At 56.1% G+C, this 20,913-nt stretch carries 12 protein-coding genes; all 12 read left to right on the top strand.

From position 1 onward, the window contains the following. Positions 1-3: 3 nt before the first annotated feature. The 12 genes from JNK74_04630 (at position 4) to JNK74_04575 (ending at position 20,841) form a co-directional block, all read left to right on the top strand. Positions 4-2,028, top strand: a complete 2,025-nt coding sequence (locus tag JNK74_04630) for a glycosyltransferase (GenBank protein ID MBL7645460.1) — start codon at positions 4-6, stop codon at positions 2,026-2,028. A gap of 161 nt (positions 2,029-2,189) precedes the next feature. After that, the gene (locus JNK74_04625) at positions 2,190-3,452 is read left to right on the top strand and encodes a hypothetical protein (protein ID MBL7645459.1); all 1,263 of its coding nucleotides are present in this window, start codon (positions 2,190-2,192) and stop codon (positions 3,450-3,452) included. 433 nt (positions 3,453-3,885) lie between these two features. Further along, entirely contained in the window at positions 3,886-4,683 is a 798-nt protein-coding gene (locus JNK74_04620) for a glycosyltransferase family 4 protein (protein MBL7645458.1), read from the top strand. Between the two features lie 262 nt (positions 4,684-4,945). Continuing rightward, positions 4,946-5,881: a hypothetical protein gene (locus tag JNK74_04615; GenBank protein ID MBL7645457.1), complete on the top strand. Its 936-nt coding sequence runs from the start codon at positions 4,946-4,948 to the stop codon at positions 5,879-5,881. Positions 5,882-5,961: 80 nt separating this feature from the next. Beyond that, on the top strand, positions 5,962-6,891 hold the full coding sequence (locus tag JNK74_04610) for a glycosyltransferase family 2 protein (protein ID MBL7645456.1): 930 nt from the start codon (positions 5,962-5,964) through the stop codon (positions 6,889-6,891). 57 nt (positions 6,892-6,948) lie between these two features. After that, on the top strand, positions 6,949-8,166 hold the full coding sequence (locus tag JNK74_04605; GenBank protein ID MBL7645455.1) for a hypothetical protein: 1,218 nt from the start codon (positions 6,949-6,951) through the stop codon (positions 8,164-8,166). Between the two features lie 20 nt (positions 8,167-8,186). Continuing rightward, positions 8,187-9,986 carry an asparagine synthase (glutamine-hydrolyzing) gene (asnB, locus tag JNK74_04600; GenBank protein ID MBL7645454.1) on the top strand — a complete coding sequence of 600 codons (1,800 nt, stop codon included), beginning with the start codon at positions 8,187-8,189 and terminating at the stop codon, positions 9,984-9,986. Positions 9,987-10,278: 292 nt separating this feature from the next. After that, positions 10,279-10,809 carry a UDP-N-acetylglucosamine--LPS N-acetylglucosamine transferase gene (locus tag JNK74_04595; GenBank protein MBL7645453.1) on the top strand — a complete coding sequence of 177 codons (531 nt, stop codon included), beginning with the start codon at positions 10,279-10,281 and terminating at the stop codon, positions 10,807-10,809. Continuing rightward, positions 10,806-13,430: an exosortase gene (gene xrt, locus JNK74_04590; GenBank protein ID MBL7645452.1), complete on the top strand. Its 2,625-nt coding sequence runs from the start codon at positions 10,806-10,808 to the stop codon at positions 13,428-13,430. Before JNK74_04595 ends, xrt begins: the two co-directional genes overlap by 4 nt. A gap of 117 nt (positions 13,431-13,547) precedes the next feature. Beyond that, complete coding sequence (locus tag JNK74_04585; protein ID MBL7645451.1) at positions 13,548-14,216, top strand: exosortase-associated EpsI family protein; 669 nt, start codon at positions 13,548-13,550, stop codon at positions 14,214-14,216. Beyond that, on the top strand, positions 14,213-16,681 hold the full coding sequence (locus tag JNK74_04580) for a hypothetical protein (protein MBL7645450.1): 2,469 nt from the start codon (positions 14,213-14,215) through the stop codon (positions 16,679-16,681). Before JNK74_04585 ends, JNK74_04580 begins: the two co-directional genes overlap by 4 nt. 119 nt (positions 16,682-16,800) lie before the next feature. Continuing rightward, complete coding sequence (locus JNK74_04575; protein ID MBL7645449.1) at positions 16,801-20,841, top strand: tetratricopeptide repeat protein; 4,041 nt, start codon at positions 16,801-16,803, stop codon at positions 20,839-20,841. Positions 20,842-20,913: the final 72 nt, after the last annotated feature.

Below are 20,913 nucleotides of genomic sequence, written 5' to 3'. Positions count from 1 at the left end.
ATTTTGCCTTATGTTTCCGTCATCATGCCGGCTTATAATCCTGGAGAGTATCTGGGTCCGGCAGTGGACAGTATCCTCGCGCAGGATTTCGACGACCTTGAATTATTGATAGTCGACGACGGAAGTACGGACGGCTACGTGGATTTGTTGGCGAAGAGCCGCTTTGATTCACGACTGCGTGTAATACGCCAGCCGAACTCTGGAAAGCCGGCGGCAATGAACAGGGCGATGCGAGAGGCCGTCGGAGAGTGGATAGTGATGCAGGATGCGGACGACATAGCCCACCCCGAGCGTATCGAAAGGCTGGTCCAGGCGGTTAAGGGCGAGCCGGACTTGGGTGCCGTATTTAGCGGCTACTACTTGGTAGTGAACCACCACTCCCTGGCTCCTCTATCGGAGAAGAAGAATAGGGTAGCTTGTCGAGAAGACATTGAACAGTTTCGTATGCCCTCCCACGATCCGACAATCATGTTTCGCGCTGCGATTGGAAGAGAGTTGGGTTTTGATGAGGAATTGCGCGGAACAGAGGGCTATGATTTTATACTTCGACTCGGTGAGCGATACCCACTTTGTGTCATTCCAGACGTGCTGTACGGTTACCGGATTCACGATGATTCGATAACTCGCAGTGACCCGGTAAAACGCCACCACCTCATGATTAAGACCTTGAGTAAAGCCTGCCAGCGGCGTGGGTTGGTTTTCGAAAATCAGTTTCCAATCTTGTCAATATCCGGACGGGCTACCATTTTCGCAGACAATGGCCTTCACGCTCACTTCATGCAGAGTGTCTTGAGTTTACGCGAGAAAGGCAACCTTTTGGCCGCGTGGAAGACCGCCCTTGCAAGTATTGCCTTTCAGCCCAGGCATATACGATACTATCGACCACTGGCAGGAGCTGCCCTTCCGTGGTGGCTTATTCGACGACTGCGGCGGCAGAAACAAGGGCGACCCAAAGACTCTTCATCCGGGCGAATCCGCATTCTTGTTGAGAATCCATTTGAGCGCAGTGATCCCGAGCGCTATCAGTTTTTCCATCAGGATGAGACGTATGACTACCGGACTGTGTGTACGCAATCGACCGGACGGAGCAAAGTTGGTCGTATTTGGTCGATACTGCGAAACATACTCGCAATTCGATGGGCGATTCTGCTAGCTCGCCCACACATGGTCTTCTGCGGGGATCCTCGTACAGGGCTTCCGACCTGCCTGTTTGCGCGCCTGACAGGCGTCCGCGTGCCAATGGTTATCTGGAATTTTAATATGCAGTCCCTTTATGGAGGAATGCGTTACTGGGTAGCTCGATGGGGACTTCGAGCGGTCGACCGGGTGGTCGTGTACTCCAACCATGAGAAACGATGCTATGCGGCACATTTTGGGGTAGAAGAGAACAAGTTTTATACAATGCTGCTAAGCGGCCCCTATCTGGATGATATTCGCTATCAGTCGCTCTTGTCAGAGGAGAAGGAGGATTATGTAGTATCACCCGGCTACTCGGGGCGAGACTTCCGATTTCTTGCCGAAGTCGCCAGCCGCACACCTGAACTTCGATTTGTCGTCTTGGCCTACCCCGATTTTATTGATGCGACATTACCCGAGAATGTAGATGTGCGTCACAGTATGCCTGAATTGGAATTCTGCCGCTGGATCGCGAGGGCTCGGCTGTGTCTTCTTCCGATTGCAAACACCGAGACAGCCAATGGACAAATTGCAATAGTGCAGGCTATGAGCCTGCGGACGCTTCTCGTTACGAATGAAACGAACGGTACAGTAGACTATTTGGCCCCAGGAGTAAACTGCATTTCGTTCGATAAGAGCGATGTTGATGGTACGGCACGTAAACTGAGGCGACTTTTCGGTTCGATCGCGGAGTATGATGGCTTAGTTATGCACGCGTATGAGGATGCGCGCGCAAACATGGGAATAGAGGCCACAACGGCGTCGGTGCATGTACTTGTCAGTGAGTTCGTAGAGAGCGGCGGCGGTACACGTATGGTTCAAGACGCCTTCACCGACCAGCGGCGCCAATAGGTATGGAATCATCTTCGCCGTTTAAGTTCGAATGGGCCAACCAAACCACAGTTCACCCGGTAGGCGCGAGCGTGCTTGTGATTTTGGGACTGTTACTGATTGTATTTCCCAGGCGATCAGCGACTATACCTTTGCTTCTTATGGCATGCTTGGTACCCTCAGTGCAGCGGATTGTGGTGGCTGGAATAGACTTCGACTTTTTACGGATATTGATGGTATTTGGAAGTATGCGAATTTTTGCGCGACGAGAGTACCTCGGCTTTCGCTGGATAGGACTTGACACCGCAGTCGTGCTTTGGGTAATGGCTGGTGTGTTCTTTCCGATACTTCTCTTTGGGCTTTCGGCTGTTTTGATTGGTAGGCTCGGAATGGCCTACGACAACCTTGGCATGTACTTTCTTTTTCGTGTGCTTCTCCACACTTTAGATGATTTTCGGGCAACGATCAGATCGGTTATCTATATCAGCCTACTGGTTGCGGCCTTCTTTGCTTTAGAAATGGCAACAGGAAGGAATGTTTTTGCGATATTCGGCGGCGTTCCAGAAATTACTGGAGTTCGGGAGGGGCGTCTACGGTGCCAGGGCGCTTTTTCACATCCAATTCTTGCAGGCGCATTCTGGGCGGCTATTTTGCCCCTAGTAGTCTGCGAATGGCGGGGCTCATTTAGCAACAGGTGGATTGTGAAGGCTTCTGCAGTCGCATGCCTTCTCATAGTCTTCGCATCGGCCTCTTCCACCCCCATCTTTGGCGTACTGGCAGCTGGATTCTGCGGGGCCATGTTTCCCTTTAGAAGCCACCTCCGGTTCGCAAGATGGGCGTTCGTCCTTTTGCTTGTCTTCCTTCACTTGGTCATGCAGGCTCCAGTCTGGCACCTGATTAGCCGTGTGAGCGCGATAGGAGGAAGTAGCGGATGGCATCGCTATGTGCTTATTGATGGGTTCATTAGGCATTGGAATGAATGGTGGGCAATCGGCAGCAATGTGGGCACTTCTCATTGGGGATACATGGCTCACGATGTCACCAATTTCTACGTTGTACAAGGGCTGACAGGGGGAATTGTCCAACTGGGCCTATGGTTCTGGTTGATTGCGATTGCATTCGCGTATGTCGGTAGAATGCGTATCGCTGCGGAGGGGTCTGGCACCGAACTCGTTGTGGTGTGGGGCGTTGGGGTATCGCTGTTTGTGCACATTGTGAATTTTATCGGTGTGAGTTACTACGGCCAGATTTGGTTGGGCTGGTACATGGTTCTCGGTGGGATTGGTTCGCTTTACGCGAGCTCGCTAAGGACTCAAACGGTATCAAACGAAGAATATGGAACTACCCGGATCCGCGATGGCCGCGCTTCTCAGAAGCCATTTCCCCTCAAAGCGATACCAAGTAGGTCGTCGTGGCTAAATCGTGACGTTTTTCCCCACAAGTAGGCATTGGAGTAGTTTTATGACGGGCGAGTTGTCAAAGGCGCGGATACGGGCCCCGAAAGGTAACCCCACCAGATGCAAGTCAGAGCACCTTCGCCTGATACTATCTGCCTGGGGACATCCAGAGCTTGAGAGTACATACTGCGGGGCACCCAAGCGACTCGCTTCGGAGTTGAGTAACTACCTGTCGGATGTAGTGTGTCTTGACCTTCGGCAGACGAAGCCGCTAGATATTGGCTCGGGTATTCTAAGTGTTAGACGTTCTCTAGAATCACGGAGGCCTCGTGCGAACGCACTGTGGCGGTATTGGCCCGAGACTATTGAACGTCTAACCAAGCGTTATAAACAGGTATTGCCTGACATTTCATCACGGAATGTCCACCTCCAATTTGGAGTAGCTGGAATTTTACCATTGCCAACGGTCGCGCATGTCGAGATGTCCGTAGCACAAGCAGTCTCAAATTCAATTTACGCACGTACGTATGGCTTCAGCGACGCGAGTGATCTTTCCATTGAACGGGCAATACAAGGCGAGCAATACTTCCTTGGCCAATGTACTCTGATATGGACTAATTCGCGTTGGACCGCGCAAGGCCTCATCGCTCAGGGTGTGTCAGAGGATCGGATTCGAGTATACCCGCCAGCATGCGGTGTACGCGATCCTGGAGTTGTCGATAGAGAGTGGAGTCAACGGCGAATACTATTTATTGGTGTAGACTGGGAGCGAAAAGGTGGGCCTTTGCTCGTTGAGGCTTTTCGACGGGTTCGAAGGCAACTTGCCGATGCCCGCCTGACGATCATCGGCTGCTCGCCACAAGTGTCAGACGAGGGCGTGGAGATCCTGGGATACCTGAGCAAAGCGAATCCGAATGAGGCGCGACTGATCGAGCAAGCGCTTTCCAATGCGTCTGTGTTTTGCATGCCAACACATTTTGACACTACTGGTATTGTTTTTCTTGAGTCAGCCATGTATGGTCTTCCATCGATAATGCTTGCGGGCCAGGGGCGAGAAGAAATCTTTCCCTCAGATACCGCCATACATGTAAGTGAGCCATGTCCAGACCAACTGGCGGATGTGCTCATAGAGATGCTGAATGATCCGGACCGTCTCGCAAGTATGGGAGAGCGTGCACGTGCAAATGTTCTTGAAAAGCATACCTGGGAAGAGACTGCTAAAGTTGTGTTTTCCTATCTCATAGAAGCGGTTAGTGCAAAGACGGCAAACGGAGCCTAGTTTGATATTGATCGAGAGCGCCAATAAGAATTTTGGATGGCGTGGAATGCCAAATCCTAAGTGGTCGCCGACTATTTTCAATATCTTGGGTTTTGCTTTGTCGAAGTCATGTGGTGGGTGAAGTGCTAGGGCGCTTGGAGTTTCTTAGTATCGATGACACAGGCATCAGGCGTACAGAATATTTTTGGGCGTAGGCAACTGGACGATTGAGTTGTAGAACTTTTCGCTAGCGCCGAAACTGAACCAAACTAGGATTCGCACAATGACTTCCAGCATTCGAAAACGAGCGGGGGCGGCAAAATGGTGGTTGCAGTGTCATTCTCCACAGACGTTGTTTCACCAGTGGCGTTCACACACAGTACGTGCAAGACTGCGCGAGCGATTTGATAACATGCAACCATTACCACTTCCTGACAAGGGTGAATTGGAAATTCATACCTTATGTGGACACAACCAGGTCGACATGGCGGTCTGGAGCCTTCGAAGCTTGTGCAGGTATGGGTCCGTGTCAATGCCGGTCTATGTCCACAGCGATGGAAGCTTAACTGAGGAAGATTCTGCGCTTCTTTCTCGCCTCTTTCCAGGGGTGAAGATAGTCGATAAATCGGAGGCGGATCGAACTTGGAAACAGCAACAGTCTAGCGCCCACGCTCATCTCGATACGTTTCGCCGCGACGCACATTGTGGCCGAAAATTGGTGGACCCTCACCTCTTCGGAGAGTCCAAGTGGCTATTCTTGATGGATACAGATATTCTCTTTTTTGAAGAGCCCGTGAGAATGTTGGAGATGTTCAATGGCGCAGTCAGTAAAGAGGAACTGACCTACATAAGTTGGAATGCGGCCGATGGATTGGCAGCATCCTCTCAGGAGCTGTCAGAGCGCGTTGGGTGGGAGCCGGTCTCACGATTCAATGCCGGTGCACTTTTTCTGCCGCGTTTCGACAAAGAGGCCTGGGCGACGATATCAAGTATTGTCAATTCGTTTCCGCAAGAATGGGTGAGGCATTTCTGGATCGAGCAGACAGTGTATGCGCTTATTGCGGCAAAATATGCATATAGAACGCTGCCGCCGAATTACGAGGTTGGGATTAACTCTCGAAAGAATTGTGTTGCTCGTCATTATGTTGGCGTTCCTACGGTTCGTCCGCGTATGTTTACTCAGGGTATACCGCAATCGTTGCGTAACGAGGACGCGTAATAGTTCGCACTGGCCGCTCTGCACGGGAGTTGATCTCGTAGCAGTCGAAGTGTCAATTTGAAATGAACGGGTGGAGTAGTATGAGCGTCCATGATGTAACAGTCATAGTGGTGACTTATAACACGCGGGAGATGACCCAGGCATGTTTGACTTCATTACGTGAAGGCGCGCAAGAACTTAGTATTGAAATAATTGTAATAGACAACGCATCGGAAGACGGCTCTGCCGACATGATCCGGAAGGATTTCCCAGGCGCAGCTCTAATCTCAAGTGAGCAAAACCACGGCTTTGCGGGAGCAAACAACCTGGCCGCGCGGGAGGCTCGAGGGAAGTACGTTCTACTGTTGAATCCTGATACGCTGGTGCTGAATAGCGCTATCGACCGGCTGGTGGCGTTTGCGGAGGCCCACCCGGAGGCGAGTATTTTTGGCGGGCGGACGTTTTTCGGGGACGGGACGTTGAATCCGGCTTCGTGTTTTCGGGCGCCGTCCCTTTGGGGGCTATTTTGTCGGGCGGTAGCGCTTGACGTGACTTTTCCTGATTCTGTGCTGTTCAATCCAGACTGCTATGGCGGCTGGGCTCGTGACACAGTTCGAGAGGTCGATATTGTCAGCGGTTGCTTTTTGCTGATCCGGTCGGGGCTCTGGCGGGAGTTGGGGGGCTTTGACACGGATTATTTCATGTATGGGGAGGACTGGGATCTTTGCATGCGTGCGCGGGCGCTTGGTCACAAGTGCTTGATTTGCCCGGAGGCGGAAATCGTGCACTATGGGGGGGCGTCAGAGCCGCTGCAGGATGGGCGGATTGTGCGGTTGCTTCAGACAAAGGTGCTGCTTTTCCGGAAGCGCTGGGGGAAGCTGCGGCGCATGGCGGGGGTGGCTCTCTTGTCCCTGTGGGTTATTGTTCGCCTGGTGGGGTATGGTGCGTCATGTCTCATCCTGGGCGTTCGGTGCGAGGAGTATGGCTGTTGGAAGCGAATTTGGGCCGCCCGATCGCAATGGCGCGCGTAGGAAGTAGTTGCTAAGATTGTCCATTCGGTTTCGTCAGGGACACGAGGAGAAACGAGATTGCTAGACAAGAATGGGACACCAAAGGCTGGAAGCGAGCATCAGCGGAATGTGATCTGCTTTTCGAGCCATGACTGGTGGTATCACAACCGGGCGCATTCGGACTTGCAGCTTATGACGCGAATCGCGCGGGAGCGGAAGGTGTTGCTGATTAACAGCATCGGGATGCGTATGCCGATGCCGGGCAAGTCAACGATGCCGTTAAGACGAATTCTGCGGAAAGCGTTGAGCATGTTGCGCTACGTGCGCCGCCCGTTGCCGTCCACGCCCGGCTTCATTGTGATGACGCCAATCATGGTACCGCTTTATGGAGTGCCGCTGCTCCGTCGACTTAATTTTCTGTTTATCCGGCTACAGATTCAACTGGTCGCTCGACTAATGGGAATCCAATGTCCGCACGTTTTTATCACCGTCCCCACGGGCATAGAGGTGGCTCGGCATATGGAGAGGAGTTGCCTTGTGTACAATCGATCAGATATTCACTCGGCGTTCGACGAGGTCGACAAGGACTATATCGTCCCGCTTGAGAACGAGCTGCTCGCGGGTGCGGATGCGGTGTTTTATTCGAGTCACAGCCTTATGGAGAAGGAGGCGGCGCAATCGGGCGACCGGGCGTATTTTCTAGATCACGGTCTTGATATCGAGCACTTTAAGCGTGTTGTCGGCGAGTCCCTTCCTCGCTTGACGCTCCACGGGGCGGTGATTGGCTTCTTCGGCGGGCTGGATGATTATATTGTGGACTTTGATCTCATTGAATTGCTGGCTCAACGCTTCCCCGATGCTACGATTCTTCTAATCGGTGATGCGACATTGTCGTTGGAAAGGCTGGAGCGCTATCCGAATATTGTGTTGACGGGAGCGAAGCCCTACGCGGAAATTCCCGCGTATGGAAGTCTGTTTGACGTGGCGATCATGCCGTGGCTTCAGAACGAGTGGATCAGGTACTGCAATCCGATCAAGATGAAAGAGTATTTAGCGCTGGACTTGGAGATCGTGACAACGTATTTCCCCGAGGCGGAGTTTTACAGGGAGCACATGTATATTGCGGAGTCTCACGAGCAGTTTATTGCTATGGTTCACGATATTCTAGACCACAGTGCGCGAAAAGTTGATTCCAAGGCCAGGCGGCTGCTGCTCCAGCACGCAAGCTGGGATGATCGTAGCTGCGAGTGTTTGGCGCATTTGGACAAGGTGAGCGAGGCGTTATGTGCGGAATAGCCGGATTCAGATGCTTTGGAATGCAAGCACGCCAGGAATGGGTGCACGCGATGACTGATCAATTGGCGCATCGCGGCCCTGACGGCTCTGGGAGTCTCCTGCTAGAGGATGTCGCGCTGGGACACCGGCGACTTTCAATTATCGACCTCTCTCATTCGATCCAACCGATGAGTACAAGTGAGGGGCGTTTCCACCTGACCTATAACGGAGAGATTTTCAACTACAAGGAATTGCGCGCTGTGTTGGAAAAGGACGGGGCAACCTTTAGGACGGCAGGGGACACGGAGGTGCTGCTTCAGGTCCTAAGATACTGGGGGCCAGCGGGGCTTCATAAGCTCAACGGACAATTCGCTTTCGCGTTCTATGATGAAAGTCAGCACGAGCTGATGGTGTGCCGCGATCGAATGGGTATTTTACCGCTCTTTTACCACTTTGACGGGAGACGCTTTTCTTTCGCATCGGAAATAAAGGCGCTGCTGGCTTTGCCTTGGATCGACGCGGAGCTTAACCCCGATGCGGTTGAGCGCTATCTGGCAACGCGGTCCACACGCGCACCACAAACGCTGTTTCGCGGAATCCATAAACTGGAGCCAGGCACCCACCTGATTCTTAGTGCCTCTGGCGAATTGAAGAAAACGCAGTGGTGGTGTTTGCCTGGTCCTGTTTCCAACGTAAGTGGCCCGCAGGAGGCGGAGTGTTTGGTCAGAGATGCGCTTACCAGTGCGGTAAAGGCCAGGTTGGTGGCAGATGTTCCAGTTGGCGCGTTTCTCAGTGGGGGGCTTGATAGCAGCCTGATTACGGCGCTGGCAGCAACTATCAACGAGAAACCCGTCACGTGTTTCGTTGCGGGTTTTGGTGATGCTCGATTCGATGAGGTGCCTTACGCTCAAAGTGTAGCGGAGCACTACGGACTTGAATTGGAAGTTGTTCTGCTAGACCCCGGGGCCTTTATATCATCTTACGAGAAGTTGACTTGGAATCGCGATGCACCACTCTCGGAACCTGGAGATGTGGCGGTCTACCACATAGCAATACAGGCAGCCTCACGTGTAAAGGTCATGTTGAGCGGAGAAGGGGCGGACGAGCTGTTTGCAGGGTATCCCAAGCACCGAATCGACCAGCAACTGGATGCCCTTCAGCGCCTTCCAATCGGACTCCGAAAATATATTGTTCCCTTCCTTGAACGCAGGCTCGCACAGAGAGCGTCCAGACTGCGTGTGGCAGTTCGAGCATTGAGCGCCAGATCGCGCCAAGAGCGGTGGCTGAACTGGTTCGCGCCATTTACCTGGTACGAACTTGAAGCCATGCGGGAAGGATTTGGTGGGATCCTCGATGAGTCGTCTGATGTGGACTCTGATTATTTGAACGCCATGCTCAGAAACGATTGCGGGCAGTGGCTGGGGGACAATCTTCTCGAACGGGGAGATCGTATGTCAATGGCCGCGTCCATAGAGTGCCGTCCGCCATTCATGGATCATAATCTGGTCGAACTCGCCTTTCAAATTCCCAGTTCATTGAAATGCAAGCGCGGAACCGGAAAGATCGTCCTTCGAAACATAGCAAAGGATTTGCTTCCTCCACAAATCATTGAGCGAAGAAAGATAGGATTTAAGGTGCCAATCGATCAGTGGTTTCGAGGAGAAATGCGCGAATACGTCTGGGATCATTTACTGGGGACAAACTCCTTCGTCGGGGAGTATTTGTCGCGCAAAGTCATCGCGGATATTTATTCGCGACATCTCTCAGGCAAGAATGAGGAACTGAAAATCTGGACTCTTCTTGGATTGGAAATATGGCACAGAAGATTCTTGGTGATGTGAACCCAGACAAACCATGGAAGGGAACTTCCAAGGATGCGCATCCGTAGCAATACCCAGAAATGCGAACACAACCCCTGTGTCAATAGATTACTTTATTGCTTACGAGATGCCATTTTTTTGACAGGACCGAGATTTACGGGTAAGATCCTATCGGGCGTGGATGGGGAATTTTGCAGGGTGAACAGTGCGGTCGGATCGGTCATGCGAAGGGCCGGTATTTAGGTGCTGCGCTGTGCGCAACAAGGGGATGGTGATCGCCGTCAGGGGATTAGCATCCAGAGGGTTTGAGGCTATGTGCGAAGAGGCTTTGGGCGTAGTGTCGTTGTTTGACGCGGGGCGATTGGGGGGGGGTGAGGTGTACTCGCCCAATGCCCGTCTGCGGGTGATGGCAATCGCATCGTGCGGGGGGCATTGGGTGCAATTACGCAAACTTTCCAGAGCTTTTGATGGTCATGATGTCTCTTACGTCACGGTGAGCCGCGATTATCGGGTGGAGGTTGATGGCGCGCGGTTCTATTCTGTAATAGACGCCAACCTTACCGATAAGTTTGCGTTGGTTTTGCTTGCGGCCCAGATGGTTTTTGTGGTTTTGCGTGAGCGGCCCGATGTAGTCATTTCTACGGGCGCCGCGCCGGGCTTCTTCGGGCTGGCGTGGTCCAAGTTGCTGCTCGGTTCACGGACGATCTGGGTAGACAGCATTGCCAATTCCGAGCGACTTTCTGCTTCCGGTCGCCATGTGGGACGCTTTGCCGACCTTTGGCTGACCCAGTGGAAGCACCTGCGGAGCAATGAGGGGCCGTACTATGAGGGAGCAATCCTGTGATCTTCGTTACCGTCGGGACGCAGTTACCTTTTGACCGGCTGATCGCTGCAGTGGACCATTGGGCAGAGTCGGCAGGTCGGGGTGATGTTTTTGCTCAGACTTGCGGAGGAACCTACCGTCCGGCCCACATGGCGAATCGGGCCCGCATTTCGCCTGCGGAATGCCGGGATTATTTCAACCGAGCGGACATTGTGGTTGCGCATGCGGGGATGGGCACGATAATTTCGGCGATTGAGGCGGGCAAGCCCCTGGTCATCCTACCTCGTCGCGTGGATTTTGGGGAGCACAGAAACGATCACCAGGTGGCTACTTGCGAACGTTTCTGCAATCTTCCGAATGTCTTCGTGGCGAATACGGATCAGGAGATACCGGAAAAGATCGATGCGGCGCTGGCCGCGTCGCAGTTTGATGCCACGACTCTGGAGGCCTCGGAGGAGTTGCTGGGCGTGATTGGTGGTTTTCTGGACGACGCTCGCAGCCTTAAAGATGTTGATGGAATTATTTGTTTTGGTGGGTCGGTATGGAGCGCAGTTGATAGCGACGAACATGACATCCAAATGATGCGGGAATTCAGTCGGCGTATGCCGGTGATGTACGTGAATTCCATTGGGATGCGAACGCCGTCGGTTGGCGAGGGGCGGGTTTTTTTCAAGCGAGTTGCCCGCAAGCTGCGGAGCTGGAACCGCGGGCTCAGCTTGATTCGAGAGAATTTCGGTGTGTTTAGTCCGGTAACAATACCGGTATTCCACCGCACGGCTTGGGGAAAGGCTATGCTGGCGGAGCAGGTGATGGATGCGGCCCGCTGGATGGGAATCAAGAACCCCTTGATCTGGGTGGCCTGTCCTCCTGCGGCCGAGATCGTTGATCGTCTACCGGCCAGGGGCATGGTCTATCAGCGAACCGACCGGATGGAACACTTTCCTGGTGTGGATACCAAGCTGATCAGAGAATATGACCTTTCTCTAAAGTCGCGTGCCGATTTGACGCTTTTCTGTTCCACCAGCGTCTTTTCGGATGAGCAGGGGGAATGTCGCAAGGCGGTTTTTGTGGATCACGGCGTGGACTATGATTCGTTTGCGTCGGCGCCGGCGGGGGATGGGCCGGAGGACCTTCGGGAGATTGCGCGTCCGCGGATTGGGTTTGTGGGTGGAATCGACATTCACACCTTTGACCCGGCGCTGTTTGTGCGGGTGGCGGAAGCGATGCCGGATTGTTCTTTTGTGATGGTGGGCGGGTGTTCTTTGCCGCCGGACTGGTGCACGCTGGGCAATGTCCACTTTCTGGGGCGCAAGCCCTATGAAGAGGTCGCGTCGTATATGGCGGCCTGCGACGTGCTGATCATGCCGTGGAACCGGAGCCCGTGGATCAAGGCCTGTAACCCGGTCAAGCTGAAGGAGTATCTGGCGGCTGGACGTCCGGTTGTCAGCACGCCCTTCGATGAGCTGTCGCGCTACAGCGACCATGTGGAAGTTGCGGAGGATGCGGAGGGCTTTGTTCAGGCAATCCGTCGCGTGTTGGAGAGTCCCCCCGAGGCGTCGCGGTTGCGCGAGCGTGTTGTCCGCGAGACGTGGGCGGCCAAAGCGGAGAGCGCATTCTCCGCAATTGAGGAGTCAGGCGTCAGTTTCAGGAATTCGTTTAGTCCCGTTGCGGCAGAATCTGAGGGCGATACAACGATGCAGGTTGCGGAGAATTCACCGACAAAACAGGCCGATGCGGCACTCGCACCACGCGGGTATTGGCGGAAGCCGATACTGATTGTCACGGCCTTACTCGCCCTCGTGGGCTTCTGGGTGACCGCCGACGCGTGGCGCGACATCTATCGCCTGGGCACTACCGACGAAGAATCCAGCCACGTGCTCCTGGCGATTCCAGCCGCGATCTGGATAGCGTGGACGAGACGAACTTTTGCGGCGGGAGCCCGGCGCGTGGGTACCTGGCTGGGTCCGGCGTTGGTTGCGCTCGGCTGGTTGCTATTTGCCTATGGCGACCTTCAACTTTTCCAGAGTATCTGGCATTTTGGTGCGATTTGTATCGTGGTCGGCTGTATCGTAACCATCGTTGGACGCGAGGCATTCCTTCGCCTTTGGCCGGCCTTTGCCGTGCTCATCTTCCTGATTCCCGTTCCGGCCATCCTGCGGGCGCAGATCGCGCCCCCGATGCAGACGGTCACCGCCCAGATAACGGCGTACCTGTTGCAGACCTTTGGCGAACCGGTTACGTTGAGCGGGAAAGTGCTGATTGTGAACGGAGTCTCGGTGGGCATTGCCGAAGCCTGCAATGGTATACGCATGGTGTTCGCCCTCGCGCTGGTTTGCTTCTTCTATGCGTTTTCCACGGATCTGAGCACGCGGGCTCGATTCGCGATTGTGCTCGCCAGTCCCCTTATCGCCATCGTCGTGAATATTATTCGTCTGGTGCCCACGGTCTGGCTGTACGGGCACACCGAGGTTGAGTTTGCGGAGCAATTTCACGATCTCATGGGCTGGGCGATGATGCCCGTCGCATTGTTTGGCCTGATCGGTTTTCGAGCGTTGATCTCGTGGGCTTTGAAGGATGATCCGGACCCGCCGGAAGCGTCGAAACCCACCCCCTTGTCGGACGTGCGTCCCTCAGAAGTCTGAAGAAATCTGGGTGCCTGTGTGCCTCAGATGAGCGTGCGAATAGCGCGGCGTCCGCGTCGCATCGAAACTGTCTCATTGAAACCTGCGGTGTCCGGACAACCCGTTGTGGAGCCCGAAGTGTTAAGATTTATCGTCCCCATAATCACCTGCGCCCTGTTGGCGGGCATTGCCGCGGACCAGGCTGCGCGGGAAGTTGCCCCGGCCGGCGTGGACGAGTATCACGCCCGTGTTCGTGCGGCCCTCGACAAGATCCCGTACAACATCGGCGACTGGATTGGTAAAGATACCGAAATCCGGCAGGAGGCGCTCAAAATCCTCGACGCGAACTGCACGTTGAGTCGTGTATACCGCAACTACAAGACCCAGCACACCGCGACCCTGTTATTGGTTCAATGCGCCGATGCCCGAAGTCTGCTCGGTCACTACCCGCCGGTTTGCTATCCGTCGCAGGGCTGGAGTGAGATCTCCTCCGAACCCGGCTCCGTCCCAAAGAGCTACGGTGCGTTCAGCACGACCCGTTACGCTTTTGCATACGACCTCATGCAGCAGTCCAATTCACTCCATGTGACCCACTTTACCGTGCTGCCCGACGGGCGCATCGCCCCGGACATGGGCCTGCTCGAAACGGCCGCTCGCGATCGCCGTTACACCTTTTGTGGCGGCGCCAGTGTACAATTGATCGTGGATTCCGGTCTCTCGGAAAGCGAACAAAACGAGGCCTACGACATGCTCTTCCAGGCAGCAGCGCCCTGGATAGAGGTTGTCCGGGCGGGATTAGACTCATGAGCAACGCACTTATTCCCTCCTCCGGGGGGGGGGCAGGGGGTGGCCACACCTACCAATACACGGACCAGCAGAAACCCGCCGAAAATCCTCTGCTGCTCCTGCACAAGTTCTTGCGGGGACGTTACCTGCTAGCCATCGGACTGGCGATAGTCTTAGGGCCAATCGGTGCCGCTATCGGCTTCATGGCCGTACAGCTTGAATATACGAGTACGTCGACGATTCGAATTGCTCCCGTGCTTCCGAAGATCCTGTTCGAGACCGACGCGAACAGCATGGTCCCCATGTTCGATTCCTTTGTCCAGACTCAGATTTCGTTGATAAGCAGCAGGCGAGTGATGGAGATGGCGATGCAGAGCGAGCCTTGGCGGGAAGCTGGCGGCAAATTCTCGCTTGAAGAACTGGAGCAGTTCACAAAGGGACTGTCTGTGGTTCAGCCCAAGAGCAGTCAGTTGATTGTGGTCAACTTCAGCGATAAGGACCCAAAGCGGGCTCGGGCGGGTTCCAAGTCGATCGTAGACGCCTACAGACGTGTTTATGTGGATAGCGATGTACAGCGTGAAGGTGAGCGCTTTAAGATTCTTGATGACCGGGCGAATGCCCTGCGCAAACAGATCGCGGCGCTGGATGAGCAGATCAAGAAGATTTCGGAGGAGTATGGTTCCGACGATCTGGCAGGCAGATTCGAGTTTGAAATGAGTAACCTGCAGACCATACAAACCGAATTGGAAGCGTCAAAACTCCTGCTGAACTCCCTCGAAGCGGTCGCCGGAGGTGAGGACTCACCCGATGTGCTTGACTATTCCACTCTGACGGTGGAAGAAATCGCGTTGATCGACGGCCACATGCGGAGTCTGCTCGAGCAGCGCAGCCAATTGGAGCGCCAAATAGGGGCATTCGAATCCACATTGCGACGTCCCGAAACTCGCTCGGAATACCGGCAGGCGGTTACGGACCTGGAGAAGCAGAACTCTGAAATTGAAACATATGCAACCGCGTTTCGGGAAAGTCCACTTCTGGCGACACAACCTTCAGTCGACTCGGAACGTATCGCGCCTACGGCCGCGACTGTGGCCCAACTGAGATCAAAAGTGGAGGGTCTCCAGAAGTTATTCGAAGACGCCAACAAGAAGATGATCGAGATAGGGGGCAAGGACTACACGCTGAAGTCCCATCAAAAGGAATTGGCGCGTCTTGAAGCCGATCTCGAGTTGACCAATTCCCGCATAGAACAGCTTTCGCTGGAAGGTTCTGAAAGCGGGCGTGTGAGCATTTTGAGCGAGGCGGAGGTCCCTGGAAGTCCCTCAAACGCAAAACGCCGTATGCAGTTGACCATACTGGGCGGCCTTGCCGGCGCCGGTCTTGGCGTTGCGCTCGTAATGGGGCTCGGATTCCTCCGGTCGAACATCCGCGACATCACCGATGCGCAGGCGATTCAGCCGCGTATGCTTGGGGCGCTTCCGCTGCTTCCCCAGGCGCTCGGGAGCACCTCCGAGGTGATCGCGGCGGCCCATTCGGTCCACCATATTCGAACCATTCTCCATGCGCACATGCCCCCCAATGAGTCCCTGTGTTTGACCGTCACCGCGTCCTGCAGTGGTGCGGGAAAGACCAGCTTCGCTCTTTCCCTGGGTATCTCCTTCGCCACCGCCGGCACGCGTACGTTGATCATCGATGGGGATGTGGTGGGTACCGGGTTGACGCGGCGGACGGGCGCCACGGGCCGGCGCAAGCTGGGCCACGTACTTCGAACCTATGAGGTGATCACGGAGGAGGAGTCGCGCCACGCGCTTCAGGTGGCCCGGCAGACGGGACGTCCAATAGGCCATGCCTTGATTGAACTGGGCTATATCAGTGAGAATGATTTGCAAGACGGCCTTGCGATGCAGAAGGATGTTGGTCTCGGCCTTGCCGACGCGCTGAACGGCGAACATGTCGAAAACTGTCTCGCCGATATTGGAATCCCCGGTCTGAGCATTCTTCCCTCTTCGCGGAGAACCATGGCCAACTCACACAGCATGTCGCCCGTTGCTTTTCGCAAGCTGCTCGATGAATTGCGTCCGATGTTCGATATAATTCTGATCGACTCGGGACCGGTGCCCGGCCTGTCGGATGCGATGATAATGTGCATGTGTGCCGACGGAGTGATTATGATGGCGTCGCGCGGCGACTCGGAGAGCGATGTCCAGCGCGCCTTGAAACATTTGAATGAGCTGAGTGTTCCCGTGGTGGGCCTGGTGTTCAATCGCGCCGATGCGATGGATCTCGAGCGGTCCAAGTTCTCGTCTTCGACCGTATCCAGCAATGGGCGGGAAAAGCTCTCCCAGGCCAATGCGAAGATGGCGGACGAGAGTGTCCCGTGGGACGAGCTGCTTGAGCCCGTCTCCGGTTATGGACCGCTGGCCCAGTCCGTATGGCTCTCCACGGTACACTCGGCGTCCATGAATCCGACCGAAGTCTCATCGTGAGCTTATGGGAATCCCGGAGGCGCGTCTTTCGATGCGTGCCCGGGCTTTTCTGTTGCCGGGGCGGGGCGGGGCGCGCAAACATAAACGACCACAACACGTAATCTTTCAGGAGAATCCCAATGCGCAAGAAACACCGCATTATTGCTGTGACCACACTTTTCACGGTGGTAATCGTCGGCGGCGGTGGCGCTGTATTGGTCCGCCAGCAGATGCTGAATTCGCGAGCTCTGGAAAACAGGGAGCTCGGCATGGCATCCATCGCGCGCGAGGACTACAGCAACGCACTACATCAAATCGGCAGCTATCTTCAGCGCTATGGCCAGGATAAAGATCCCGAGGCGGTCTACGAGTACGCCCGGGCCCGTATGAACGTACCGCTCCCCAACGGCAAGCATATTGGCCAGGCCATAGGCCTATTCCTTCAGGTCTTGTCGGTTGATCCCGGGCACCGGGAGGCCAGGCTGGATTTGATGAAACTCTACTCGCTCACCGGCTACGGCCAGGAGGCCCTGGATCTCGCGGACAAAATCCTGCAGGATGAGCCCGAGAACCTGGAAGCCTTGCGCGCCAAGGCCGGAGCGCTGACACGGAATCGCAAGTTTGACGAAGCCTTGGAAATCGCCCGGAGGCTTACGGAACTGGCGCCGGAAAGCACCCGTGACCACGTGCTGGTGCTCACCCTGATGCAGAGCAATGGAGCCGAGACACCGGAATTACTCGCTTACCCGGATTCTCAGGCCGCTCTGAACCATGAGCAGGCGGGCTACTCTATTATTCGCGCATTAGCACTGGAAATGGCCGGCCGGCGAAATGAAGCCACGGAAGCGGCGAAGCGTGCCGGCGAAATCGTGCAGCCGGAATCGGAAGATGTATTGCTCGTAAATACCATCATGGCGCAGTTTGGCCTCTACAGTGAGTCCCTCAACCTGCTCGCGCGAACGGCCCCTGCGTCGAAGAACCCGGACCTGCTTCAGTTCTATTGTCAGCGCCTCTTCGAAGTGGGAAACACGCCGGAGGTCTTGAAGCTGACGGGAGCGGAGCAGATTTCAACGCTCTCGTCGGGCTTGCTTGCGGTTCGCGGTATGGCCGCCGGACGTGAGGGGAACAAAGCCGTTCTTGAAGAAGTTGTCGGCGAGCTCAAGGGGCGTTCTGACGACACCCAGGCGGATGCCTGGGCTCCCGTGCTGGAGGTTGTGTGGTTGCGAGACAACGCCTCGCCCAAGGAAGTCATGGACATTTGCTCCGCTGCGTTGGCGAATGATCAGGGCAATCCCTATTTTCACTATTTCGTCGGGTTGGCCCATGAGCGACTGGGGGAGCGCGACAACGCTCTCGCCTCCCTGCAAAATGCTATCAAAGCGTCACCCGCCTGGATTGACCCCATCCTTCGAAGCGCCACCCTCTTCGCCGCGAGCGGTGGCCATGGCGAGGCCTTCGCCCTGGTGCAGGCGGCGATGCAGCGCGCGCCCCAGAACGCGGGCGTGGCCGCGGCCGGCGCCGAGATCATCGGCGCCAACGTCGAAGGTCTGAACGAGGAAAACAGGGCAAAGCTGTTCAAGCTCTGCGAGCAGGTCCAGTCCGTTCAGCCTTTCGAGCCGCGTACGCTGCCCATCTTGATTCATTTGCGCGCCCTGGAGGGCAACAAGACTGCCGCAACGGAGTTGGTGCAGTCCGCGTTGCAGGGCGATGCGAAGCTTCCCGAGAGCACACTGCTGAAGCTCGCGCAGCTCAGCGACCAGCACGGCTTGGGTCTGTCTGAAGCCTGCTTCGCAAAACTGAACAGCACGAGCGGCGGCATGACGCCCGGCCTGGCCTATGCACAGGCCGTGTCGCGCCTTCGCAGCGGAGATCCCGAAGGCGCCAAGGCGTTCTTGACCGAGGCGGCGTCCAAGGGTGGGGACGATCTGCGCTGGCAGACGGCGATGGCTCAGTTTCTCGACCTGACGGGCTCCGCCGATGCGCTCAAGCTTTGGGTCGCGATAGCGGAAAAGGCGCCCGACGACGCCGCGTTGCTGCGCACGATCCTGGATTCCAGATCCGCCTGGAATGATTTGGCCCTGATCGACCGCGTGATCGAGCGTCTGAAGAGCGCAACCGGAGAGAACGCGGTAAACTGGCGTGTCGCCCGGGCCCGATGGATGATGCTGAGCGATAGCTCACCCAAGGCCGCCGCGGAAGCGGCCGCACTGCTCAACGAGACCATGCAGATTTCCGTGCCGGAGGCCCAGCGCTATACCTTGCTGGCGTCCGCATTGGAGAAGCTGGGAAACATTCAGGGCGCTATCGATAGCCTGGAACAGGCCGTGCAAGTCGCTCCGGAGATGGCCGGCGTGCATTTTGAGCTCGCGCGGCTGCTCTCCACTCGCGGTGAATCAGACCGAGCGAAGGCGGAGGTGGAAAAGGCGCTTGCGAGCAAGTCGCTCACCGACGAGGATCGACGCCGGGCCGCTGGAATTCTGGCTCGAGGCAACGATGTTGGCCGGGCGATAGGGATACTGGAGACCTTTCACCAAGAAAAGGGCGATACGGTGCCGCTCGATTTGCAGTTGGCCCAACTCTATCGTAGCGCGGGTCAACTCGACAAGGCCGAAGCGATTTTCAAGCGTTTCCTCGCGGAGAGCCCCAATGAATTCGCCATCGGCCTCGCCGCGGATCTCTACGCCACGCAGGGCCGAAAAGACGAAGCCCTGGCGGTGCTTCAAGGACTTGACGCCCTGGAGCTAAAGCCGGGCCAGCGTCCCGCGATCCTTGCGGAGTACAACCGCGTCCATGGCACCGTGGAAGAGGCCGCCCGCTGGTACGAGCAGGCCGTCACCGAAGCGAAGTCTGACCCCAACGCGTGGCGCAGGCTGCTGGCCTTCCTGGCGCGCGGCGGCGACCCCGCCGCGGCTGTGCGGCGCATCGCCGACGCCAGTGCGGCATGCCCGGAAGATTCCGCGATCAAAGACTTAAGCGCCCAGGTTCCCTTGATTCAAAAACTCCTCGACAACAATCAAGCGCTTCCGTTCGTCCTGTCGATGTTTGAGAACCCCGGACAGTTCAAAGACGCCGTTCAGGCCCTCGAATCCATCGACAAGAATGCCGGAGACCTGGCCGGGCTCGCGTCGGATTTCAAGCGAATCGCCGATCAGAGCCGCTATTTGCTCCTGGAAACTCAACTGGTGCGTATCTACAGCGCGCTGAACCGCCACGCGGAAGCCGCGGAGGTGGCCTCCCGGTCCATGCGCGAGTTTCCCGAGGCCGTCGAGCCGGCCGTCTTGGCTGCGCAGGCCTATGCGGCGGCGGGTAATTGGACCGAGGCCCTGGCCGCTTCCCAGGAGTGGCGCCGTCGAGCACCCCTCGGCGCTCAGTCCGCAGACTTCATGATCGCCAATGCCCAGATCCAGTTAGGTCAATCCTCCGAAGCCTTGGAGACCATAAAGACCTATGCCGAGGAATCTCCTGACAATCCCATGGTGGTTACACGCCAGGCCCAGGCGTTCATCGCGGGCGGTCGCGTTGAAGAGGCTGAGAATCTGCTTCGTCCCCGTCTCGCCGAGCCGGTATTTCGGATGGCGTGGGTCGAACTCGCCACCCTCGTTATCCAAGACGAAGCCACGGCCGCACGGTGGTTGAATGAAGCCGCGGCGCTCGTTCCGACGGAGTCGCTCGACGAGCGCGGCGCCCTCGCACTTGCCTGGTATCAGCTTTCGGATCGGCTCAAGAATACCGCCTACCGCGACCAGTCGCGGAGCATCCTGGAAGAGCTCGCCAAACGGCCCGACGTCACCGCGGACCTGCTGTTCCGTCTTGGGATGGTCTATGATGTCAGTGGCGTGGCGGAGCTCGCCGAGGAGAACTACAAGCGGGCTATCAGCCTCGCGCCGGACATGATCGCGGCGAAGAACAACCTCGCGATGCGTTACATCACTTCCAACAAGAATCTTGAAGAGGCGTTGAAACTCGCTCAGGAGGCCGCTGTGTCCGCACCCAACAGCGCCAACGTCCAGGATACCCTGTCCCAGGCCCATGCCGCACTGGGGAATCTCGATGCCGCGATCACTTCGATTCAGAAAGCCGCCGAACTTGAGCCGGGCAATCGACAGTGGACCGACCGGCTGGAGCTTTTGAAATCGCAGCAGGGTGAAGGCGCCCCGGCGGGGGGAGGCGCCAGTTCCTGAGAAGCACCAAGAATAAAGGCTGAACGCCTTGCGAAAACCGCCCAATGCTCCCTGGGGGAGAAAACACCGGTG

Source organism: Candidatus Hydrogenedentota bacterium, assembly GCA_016791475.1.
Lineage (GTDB): Bacteria > Hydrogenedentota > Hydrogenedentia > Hydrogenedentales > JAEUWI01 > JAEUWI01.
This window is presented reverse-complemented; position numbering and strand designations above follow the sequence as displayed.

Coding starts and splice junctions, on each gene's coding strand:
- JNK74_04620 (MBL7645458.1), top strand. CDS start 3,886: ATGTCCGTAGCACAAGCAGTCTCAAATTCAATTTACGCACGTACGTAT.
- JNK74_04615 (MBL7645457.1), top strand. CDS start 4,946: ATGACTTCCAGCATTCGAAAACGAGCGGGGGCGGCAAAATGGTGGTTG.
- JNK74_04610 (MBL7645456.1), top strand. CDS start 5,962: ATGAGCGTCCATGATGTAACAGTCATAGTGGTGACTTATAACACGCGG.
- asnB (MBL7645454.1), top strand. CDS start 8,187: ATGCAAGCACGCCAGGAATGGGTGCACGCGATGACTGATCAATTGGCG.
- JNK74_04595 (MBL7645453.1), top strand. CDS start 10,279: ATGTGCGAAGAGGCTTTGGGCGTAGTGTCGTTGTTTGACGCGGGGCGA.
- JNK74_04580 (MBL7645450.1), top strand. CDS start 14,213: ATGAGCAACGCACTTATTCCCTCCTCCGGGGGGGGGGCAGGGGGTGGC.
- JNK74_04575 (MBL7645449.1), top strand. CDS start 16,801: ATGCGCAAGAAACACCGCATTATTGCTGTGACCACACTTTTCACGGTG.